Source organism: Actinomadura sp. BRA 177, from assembly GCF_013372625.1.
Classification (GTDB): domain Bacteria; phylum Actinomycetota; class Actinomycetes; order Streptosporangiales; family Streptosporangiaceae; genus Spirillospora.
The window spans coordinates 1-8,627 of the sequence record NZ_JABXFD010000735.1 but is presented as its reverse complement, the minus strand read 5'-3'; the positions used below and the strand labels follow the sequence as shown (position 1 = coordinate 8,627).

The 8,627-nt window shown below is 68.5% G+C and carries 8 protein-coding genes and 1 tRNA gene; 3 read left to right on the top strand and 6 right to left on the bottom strand.

Features of this window, described 5'->3' with window-relative positions; all coding sequences use genetic code 11:
- The first annotated feature begins 69 nt into the window (after positions 1-69).
- Positions 70-1,602, top strand: a complete 1,533-nt coding sequence (locus tag HUX53_RS39725; RefSeq protein ID WP_176408410.1) for a glycosyltransferase family 39 protein — start codon at positions 70-72, stop codon at positions 1,600-1,602.
- A gap of 3 nt (positions 1,603-1,605) precedes the next feature.
- On the opposite strand, the gene HUX53_RS39720 is transcribed toward HUX53_RS39725, so the two are convergent.
- Genes HUX53_RS39720 through HUX53_RS39705 form a run of 4 tightly spaced genes read right to left on the bottom strand, consistent with a single transcriptional unit; the run spans position 1,606 to position 5,441 of the window.
- Positions 1,606-2,232, bottom strand: a complete 627-nt coding sequence (locus tag HUX53_RS39720) for a DUF1444 domain-containing protein (protein ID WP_309237650.1) — start codon at positions 2,230-2,232, stop codon at positions 1,606-1,608.
- Between the two features lie 38 nt (positions 2,233-2,270).
- On the bottom strand, positions 2,271-3,782 hold the full coding sequence (locus HUX53_RS39715) for a cobyric acid synthase (protein WP_176408409.1): 1,512 nt from the start codon (positions 3,780-3,782) through the stop codon (positions 2,271-2,273).
- Positions 3,779-4,675 carry a cobalamin biosynthesis protein gene (locus tag HUX53_RS39710; RefSeq protein WP_217920452.1) on the bottom strand — a complete coding sequence of 299 codons (897 nt, stop codon included), beginning with the start codon at positions 4,673-4,675 and terminating at the stop codon, positions 3,779-3,781. Before HUX53_RS39710 ends, HUX53_RS39715 begins: the two co-directional genes overlap by 4 nt.
- A complete protein-coding gene (locus HUX53_RS39705; RefSeq protein ID WP_176408407.1) occupies positions 4,659-5,441 on the bottom strand; it encodes an aminoglycoside phosphotransferase family protein in 783 nt (260 codons plus the stop codon). Before HUX53_RS39705 ends, HUX53_RS39710 begins: the two co-directional genes overlap by 17 nt.
- Positions 5,442-5,564: 123 nt before the next feature.
- Here HUX53_RS39705 and HUX53_RS39700 point away from each other — a divergent pair.
- A tRNA-Arg gene (locus tag HUX53_RS39700) sits at positions 5,565-5,641 on the top strand.
- A gap of 197 nt (positions 5,642-5,838) precedes the next feature.
- On the opposite strand, the gene HUX53_RS40505 is transcribed toward HUX53_RS39700, so the two are convergent.
- Together HUX53_RS40505 and HUX53_RS39690 are read right to left on the bottom strand one after the other, a co-directional pair.
- The gene (locus tag HUX53_RS40505) at positions 5,839-6,186 is read right to left on the bottom strand and encodes a hypothetical protein (protein ID WP_217920451.1); all 348 of its coding nucleotides are present in this window, start codon (positions 6,184-6,186) and stop codon (positions 5,839-5,841) included.
- A gap of 904 nt (positions 6,187-7,090) precedes the next feature.
- Positions 7,091-7,498: a hypothetical protein gene (locus tag HUX53_RS39690; protein ID WP_176408406.1), complete on the bottom strand. Its 408-nt coding sequence runs from the start codon at positions 7,496-7,498 to the stop codon at positions 7,091-7,093.
- Positions 7,499-8,006: 508 nt separating this feature from the next.
- Here HUX53_RS39690 and HUX53_RS39685 point away from each other — a divergent pair.
- A complete protein-coding gene (locus tag HUX53_RS39685; protein ID WP_255206060.1) occupies positions 8,007-8,504 on the top strand; it encodes a helix-turn-helix domain-containing protein in 498 nt (165 codons plus the stop codon).
- Positions 8,505-8,627 lie beyond the last annotated feature (123 nt).

Genomic DNA, 8,627 nt, shown 5'->3' with positions numbered 1-8,627 from the left:
TGTCGTCGGCAGCGTCAGATGGGTATAAGGGACATGCTTGGACCAGTATCTCTGCCTAAAGTCTGGATCATGAGCGCCCCTGCGTCCGAGGCGTCGCGGCCCGTTGAGACCTCGTCCGATGCGCCGGTGGTGGCGTGGCGGCCGGTGCTGGTGGTGGCCGGTGTACTGGGGGTACTGCTGCTCGCGCTCTCCGCGCGGTACGGCTACCACCGCGACGAGCTGTACTTCCGGGTGGCCGGACGGCATCTGGCCTGGGGTTATCCCGACCAGCCGCCGCTGATGCCGCTGATCGCGCGGGCGGTCACGGCGGTGTTCGGCGACTCGCTCGTCGCGCTGCGCGTCCCGGCCGCCCTGTTCTCCGCGGCCGGTGTGGTGGTCGCCGCGCTCACGGCGCGGGAGATGGGCGGCGGACGGCGGGCGCAGCTGCTGACGGCCGTGTCCTACGCCGTGTGCCCGTTCGCCGTCGCGGTCGGGCACACGTTCTACACGGCGACGCTCGATCTGCTGCTGTCGACGACGATCGTGTGGCTGGTCGTCCGGTGGGTGCGGACCCGCGACCAGCGGCTGCTGCTCGCGGTCGGCGTCGTCTCAGCACTGGCACTGAACGTGAAGTATCTGGCGGCGTTCCTGCTGGTCGCGCTCGTGATCGGGCTGCTGGCGTCGGGGCCGCGGGAGTTCCTGCGCCGTCCGATGCTGGCCGCCGGCGTCCTCGTCGTCGTCCTGGCGGTCGTCCCAGGGCTGGTGTGGCAGGCGCGGCACGGCTGGCCGCAACTCGACATGGCGGGCGCGATCGCCGACAAGGGGGACTTCGCCGGACGGCCCGGATTTATCCCGTTCCAGCTCATCCTGACCGGTGTGTTCACGTCCTGGCTGTGGATCTACGGGCTGTGGCGAACGTACCGGTCGGACGACCTGCGCGCGTTCCGGTTCCTCGGGCACGCGTACCTGCTGCTGAACGTCCTGTTCCTGGTCACCGCCGGCAAGCCGTACTACCTGAGCGGGCTGTGGGCGGCGCTCTGGGCGGCCGGGGCCGTGGAGATCGAGCGGAACGGCGCGCCGCGCGGCTTCGGCTGGCTCACGTCCGCCCCGGTGTACGTGATCACCGGGATCACGACCGTCCTGCTGACGCTGCCCGTCTACCCGGTGAAGTGGCTCGCCGACACGCCGCAGCCCGTGATCAACGCCGACGCGGCCGAGACGGTCGGCTGGCCCCGGTTCGCCGCGCAGGTCGCGGCCGTCTACCGCGCGCTGCCGCCGGACGAGCGATCGACGGCGACGATCGTCGTCGGCAACTACGGCGAGGCCGGGGCGCTCGACAAGTACGGGCCGGGTCTCGGCCTGCCCCGCGCCTACAGCGGGCACAACGGCTACTGGTACTTCGGGCGTCCGCCGGACACGGGCGGCCCCACCATCGTGGTCGGCCCCGACACCGTCGCCGACGGCGCCGGGCTACGGCGGTTCTGGTCGGACGTGCGTCCGGTGGCGCGCATCGACAATGGCGTCGGCCTCGACAACCAGGAGCAGGGCAAACCGGTGTGGGTCTGCCGCGGGCAGCGGGCCTCCTGGGCGCAGTTGTGGCCGGAGATGAAGCAGCTGTCGTGACGCTCAGGCGGAGAGCACGTCCCAGCCGCCGCCGCGGCGCACCATCAGGTCGTGCGTGAGGAGACTCCCGGCCGGGACGTCCCAGCTGGGGTCGGCGTTGTCACGGTCCTCGGCCCACACCTGCGCGACCGCCCAGCGCAGCTTGTCCACGCCGTCGGGATGGCCAGTACCGGACGCCACGAACACGTCCCGCGCGGGCGCCGCCACGACGAGGTCGCCCTCCACGTCCTGCGCCAGCTTCTCCAGGAACCCCTCGTCCAGCAGCAGGCCCGACTCCAGGGTGCCGCGGCCGGGCGTCCCGCCGAGCGACACCGTCACGGCGCGGACGTCCGGGTACCAGCTGAGGCTCAGCTCCGGCCGCAGGTCGCGTAGGTTGATCACCGCGCGGCGGCGCAGCTCGCCGGGCACCACGCCCAGCTCGGCGCAGTGCCGGCGCGCCACATGCTCGTGGCGGCGGCCGGACGGGACGCCCTCGTCGGCGATCTCCAGCGCGTAGGTGACGTAGAGGTCGCCGGCGAACGGGTCGCGGATCGGCTCCTCGTCCGCGGGCAGCGGGAACTCCAGCTGGATCTCCGCAGGCACCCGCGCCTTCATCAGCGGGACGATCAGACTGGACCGCGGGTCGGTCACGGGACGTTCCTCCTGGCACCTGGTGCGGCCTGAATGGATCACCCTACCGCCGCGGCGGGTGGTTCCGGGGCGCCACCGGGAGGGACGACGGGCAGCCCGCCGGGCGCGCCCTTGTCGATGATCCGCCACAGGGCGTCGGTGTCCATATGCTCCTCGACGAGATCACCGAGCGCGTCCAGTGTGGCTTCTCTCAGCTTTTGGAACGACACGTCGGGGGCGGGGGTGAAATCCCTTTGGGCGTGCTGGGCCACGTCCTTGAGGAAGGCCCTTCTGAAGCCGTCATTCTCCATGGCGCCATGCCAGGTCGTGCCCCAGACGGCACCCTTTCGGCAACCGTCCAGGAACGGCTCTCCCTGTGCGGTGACGATGCCATGGTGGATCTCATAGGCGTGGACGTCCTCACCGTAGGCTTTGCCGGTAGGGCGCCCGAGGATCTTCTCTTCCCCGAATTCGACTCGCGCCGGCAGGAGGCCGAGGCCCTTTGCCGTGCCTTCCTTGGACTCAATGTGGTCAACGATCTCCTCGGCGAGCATCTGGTAGCCACCGCAGATGCCGAGCACAGGTCGCCCTTCCGTGGCCCTTTTCTCGATCTCGTCGGCCATTCCCCTGTCGCGCAGCCATTCCAGATCGCTCACTGTGGCCCTGGTACCCGGCAGGACGACGAGGTCGGCCTCCGCCAGATCGCCGACACTGGCCGCGTACCGGACGATGACGCCCGGCTCGCATGCCAGGGCGTCCATGTCCGTGAAATTCGAGATGCGCGGGAACCGGACGACGGCGATCCGCAGCGTCTCCTTCCCGTACGGGCCCTTGGCGTCGGGTCGCGGCGCATCCAGCGCCAGGGTGTCCTCAGAATCGAGATACAGGCCGAGTTTCCAGGGCAGCACGCCCAGTGTCGGTCGCCCAGTAAGGGCCGCAAACTGCTCCAGCCCCGGCTTCAGCAGTTCGTGCGCACCCCGGAACTTGTTGATGATGAATCCCGCGACAAGGGCCTGATCCGCTTCTTCCAGCAGCGCGACCGTCCCGTACAAGGACGCGAAGACACCACCGCGGTCAATATCACCGACGACCACGACCGGCAGGTCGGCCGCCCGCGCCAGCCCCATGTTCACAATGTCGCCGCCCCGCAGATTGATCTCAGCCGGGCTCCCCGCGCCCTCGCAGACAACAACGTCGTACTCGGCTCGCAACTCCTCAAGGCTTTCGAGCACGACGGCCTTGAGTTTCTCCTTGTGCCTGCCGTACTCCAGCGCGTCGACCTCCGCGACAGGCCGCCCCAGGACAACAACCTGACTGCGCCGATCGCTCCCCGGCTTCAGCAGCACCGGATTCATCACGGCACGCGGCTCGACGCCCGCCGCCTGGGCCTGCATGTACTGCGCCCGCCCGATCTCCGCCCCATCACTCGTCACCATCGAATTCAGCGACATGTTCTGTGCCTTGAACGGCGCGACCTTCACTCCCTGCCTGGCCAGCCACCGGCACAACCCCGCCGTGACGACGCTCTTCCCGGCATCCGACGTCGTGCCGGCCACCAGCAGCCCGCTCACCGCAGCACCCCGATAACGACCGCTGCCGCGAACGTCACCGCCGCGGAAAGCCGGACGGCCCTCCTGATATCCCGCACCTCGGGGGCCTTGCCGTCTCCCATCTCGGGCCTCCGCTCAACACGTCCCCCATAAGCATTGACCCCGCCGAGCCGCACGCCGAGCGCCCCCGCAAAAGCCGCCTCGACCTGCCCCGCATTGGGACTCGGATGCTTCTTCCCGTCCCTCCGCAAAACCCGGTAAGCCTCAGACCCTCCGCACAACACGACCAACCCGGCGGTCACCCGAGCCGGAACCCAGTTGGCAATATCGTCCAACCTCGCCGACGCCCACCCGAACCGCTCATACCTCGGACTCCGATACCCGACCATCGCATCGAGCGTGTTCACGGCCCGATACATCAACAGCCCCGGAATGCCGGCCACCGCCCCCCACACCAACGGAGCCACAGAAGCATCCGAAGTATTCTCAGCGACCGACTCGACAACGGCCCTGCTCAATCCGGCCGCGTCCATCCCCTCAGGATCCCGTGCACACAAATGAGACAGCCGCGCCCTCGCCGCACCCAAATCCTCTTGCTCCAACAAACCCGCCATGGTGAGCCCCTCACGTCCCAACGACGTCCCCCCGAGCACAGCCCAGGTGACCCCCGCAGTGACAAGCCCATGCACCCCGAATCGCCGACTGACCCGCTCAATCACCACCCCGGCCGCACCAGCAGAACCGACAAGCAGCCCTGCATAAAGAACCCCGCGCCACCGAGAGTCCCCGTAAAGACGACCTTCGGCAACCGATGCGACACGCCCAAATCCTGCGACCGGATGCCACCGCATCGGATCTCCCAGAAGGGCATCGAGCACGACACCGGCAACGATCCCCTCAGCAGAGCCGCGCATCAAGCTCATCCCAGTGCCTCTCCAGCCAGTCCTGCGCCCGCCGAATTCGCGGCCCGGCACCGCCGTCCCAGATCCGCGCCCATCCCCCACCACGCTCCGACCTCGCCCGCATCGCCCGATAAGACCGCTCGAACCTCACCCGAGCCGCCGGCAGAACATCCCGCCGCAGTTCCCTCTCCAACCCGTACGCATCACAGAAGACCTTGATCCTCCGTCCGACATCAGCCCGATACAACAACGCATCCCGATCAGCCGGATCCTCAATAGGCCCCCAATGCCGCAACGCGGTAACAACGTCAAACAACCGCGTAGTGGGCCGCGCCAAATCAAAATCGATCAAAGCCTCCGGCACCCCACCCCGAAAAACAACATTCTCCGGCGTAACGTCACAATGCCCAACAACCTCCGGCTCCCCATCCAGATTAGAGACGTCCCCATCCCACCCAGCATCCGGCACACCATAGGAAGCCACAGCATCGTGGTAGCTCCGCAGCAACCGCCCGACACCCCGCAGCACATCCTCCGAAACGACATACGCCGCCAGCGGCCGGTGCGGCACCTCCCCAGGCACCCACCTGAGCACCTCCCGCCCCCGCTCATCAACGCCCAACACCCGCGGCGCCCCGTCGAACCCCACAGCCTCCAGATGCCGCAACACCCCGTGCACGGCCGCACTATGCGCCCCGAGCGGCCTCCGCACCGTCTCCCCGACCCGCACCACGCCCTCCGACACGCCTCCACCGGAGAGCGGCACCTCAACATCCACAGCACCCCAAGATAGATCCCCAAACACCCCCCACGGCCACTGAACCGTGGTAACGACGCTATAGATGTGGAGCTGGAGCACCTGCCCCCTTACACTGTGTCCCGGCGTCCCGCCGGGCGCCGGGCGCCCGTAGCTCAGCTGGACAGAGCATCGGACTTCTAATCCGACGGTCGCGGGTTCGAATCCTGCCGGGCGCGCCATCTTGACCAGCCAATCAAAGACTCTGACCTGCGAGAACGTCTCTCGCACCGGTCCGGCCGGACGCAGCCGGATGCCACCGAAGACAGCCGCGCGGCATTGTTCCCGGGACGTAGCGGAATGACTCGGGCCGCGTTTGCCCAGGTCAGCACGCAAGACAAGAGAAGCCCCGGAACGCTCCGGAGCCCGCAGTTGCTGATCATGGCGCCAACGCGTCCTCGATGCGCTGGTTAGCGACGTCCCGTTGCCCATCTATGCACTTGGCGTGGACACGCAACATCACATCCACACCGTGGCCAGCGCGTTCGGCCGCTTCAGACGCATGGACGCCCGCGTTGAGCCAGAGCGACACCGCCGCATGCCGAAGGTCATACGGACGTGCGGCCAACGGGGAGTCGACCTGATCGGGAGTCAGCGCCAGGGCGCGAGCCTGCTTCCAGACTTGCGCGTAGGCCGAGCCGGAGGACGACCGGCCGCCACTCGTGACGAACAATCGCCCGTCCTTTGCCGTCCCGAAGGCGTCGAGGTGCTCACGGAGGATCGCCACCAGCTCAGCGGGATAGGGACTGGCCGGACGAGGTCATCGTCCCGGCGGTTTCGGCCCCGAGTCGGTGTGTCGCTTGTTCGTCTGCGGCCAGGTCTTCTTGAGCGTGATCAGGCCCCAGCCGGTTGCCGGAAGTCCGCAATCCTGCCGCCGCAAGCCCGCCGCCGAGGCACGCGACCGGCCGACGTAGAAGAGACCGCCGTCAGCAACTCCCGAGCTTGGGACGGATTCACGACGACGCGGCGATCACGGCCTCGGTCCTGCTTTGGCGGACGCCCCTTCACGCGATCGAGAGGGTTCGCCGCCAGGTCCCCCAGTTCGACCGCGTAGCCGAGCGCATGCAGAGAACGCGGCCCGCTTACGGCGGAAGGTCGAGGACGCCGCCGGATGGCCCGTCCCGGACGAGGTCACGCTCGGCACCGCCGAACCCGAGGCCGGCAGCCGTCGTACATCCCCCCACACGCGCCGACGATTGCAGGCACCCGACCGGGCAGGCCGCCGTCACCCGCTCATGCTCATGCACGCCATTACGCTCGCTGCCGTATGCAGGCCCGAGACCCGGCCCGCCCTCACCAGTAGGCCAGCCAGGTCACCGACCGTCCGCACCCCAGACACCAGATCGGGCACTCAGGACCGATCCCCGAGTGCCCGACCCGATGTAACCCCGCCGTCGTGGCCGGTCCGGTTCACCTCGGCCACGGCCACCCCCGCGCGTTGGCGATCGCGTCGCGCAACTCCCGTGGATTAAGCGCCTCCACCAAGCGCACATCACGGTGAACCCGGACCATCGCCCACCATGCGCCAGTGGCCTGCCCGTACCAGACCACCACCCCGGAGAACTCCCGCTCAATCTGCGCTGCCACCGGCCGATTCCGCTCGGCTGGCGCCGACACCCACGGCACCCCCATCACTCGCACCCATCCGACGAACCGGATGAGCCGGAGGAGGCCCGAGACGACGAGGCCGGCGAGTCGGCGAAGGGCACCGCGACAACCCGCACGATCCGGGTCACCGCCGTCACAACATCGGCGACCGGGCACAACGGCTCCAACTCCGGCGGAGAATGGCGTGCCGGTCCCGACCAGACCCACCACCACCAGAGCACCCCGTCCCGGCGACGGCACACCACCTCCTGCCCCAGCCCCGGCGCGAACACCTGCCCCTGCGGGTCGTCGGCGTCGGGCGCACCCGCCGGGTTGTGCACCCGCACCACACCGCTTCCTCGCACCTCGGCCACCAGGCCGCGCCGTTCCAACTCCGCCACCAGCCCCAACGCCGCCGGACGCCACGCGCCACCAGGGGTCAGAGCCCTCACCGATGCACCCATCGGGCACCACTCCCAGAAGAATAGAGCGGGACCGGCAGGAACGAGCGGCCACAGGGACGACCTACCACCCCAAGCACAGCCGTACCGCCCAGCACGACCACACCACAGCCGCCACGACACCCGCCGATCCCGCAGCCGGGACGAACTACGCCGCACACACCTCACGCGTCGGCGCACACCAGCGACACGGCACCCGCTCAACCTCCGGCCCTGAACCAACCGGCACCCCGACCAGCACCGCCCGCCGAGGATGAGCGAACCTCGACCCACGACCGCCGCAGTGCCGGAAGCGGCCTTGACCGTTGCTTGCCGCTGTGTCACGTCGTCCAAAATCTGCGAAAACCCGGCCCGCACCCATTCCCCGGCGATATCCCGCCACGAGATATACGCTCAGTGAGGACGTGTCACGCGGAGGGAGACCCCGATGTCGGGACGGGCGTCAGACCCGATCGTCATCCCCGATTCACTGTGGCAACGCCCGCAGATGACCCAAGCCTTGACCTCCCGAGACATCCGCGCCGTCTTCCACCTCCTGCGCCAGTACACCGGCGCCAGCCAGACCCAAATCGCGATCGCGTGCGGCATGACGCAGGGCAAGGTCAGCGAGACCATGAAGAAGGGCGGCCGCCAGGTCACCACTCTCGAAGTCTTCGAGCGCATCGCCGACGGCCTCCACATGCCCGACACCGCCCGCATGACTCTGGGCATCGCCCCACGAGCACACCCCAGCGCGTCAGCCGTCTCCGTCCCCCAGCCGCGACCACGCACCGCGACACCGCCCGCTGCCCTAGCGGACGCCAAGCCCGCCCCGTCCCAGACCGGAGAACTGGCCGCTACCGACGACATCTCCCGCTTGACCCGATGGCTGACCGTCAGCGACACCACCGACGAGACGATCGAGGGACTTGCACGATCAACCTCGTCCCTGGCCACCGCGCATACGCAGGTGCCAGCGAAACGGCTCCTCCCCCAGGTGTTGCACCTTCACCGGTAAGCATTCACGTCAGACGCGCAGTGTGATGGGCGGCTGCTTCGGGTGACGGTCCGTTGCTTTGATCATCGATGGTGGGCTGTGATGTGATCTTGGTGTGTCCGGCCTGGAGGAGATGTCGCGTGA

What these genes read in the sequence shown, in the direction of transcription:
- HUX53_RS39710 (WP_217920452.1), bottom strand. Translation starts at nt 4,675, where the DNA reads ATGCGCGGCTCTGCTGAGGGGATCGTTGCCGGTGTCGTGCTCGATGCC.
- HUX53_RS39725 (WP_176408410.1), top strand. Translation starts at nt 70, where the DNA reads ATGAGCGCCCCTGCGTCCGAGGCGTCGCGGCCCGTTGAGACCTCGTCC.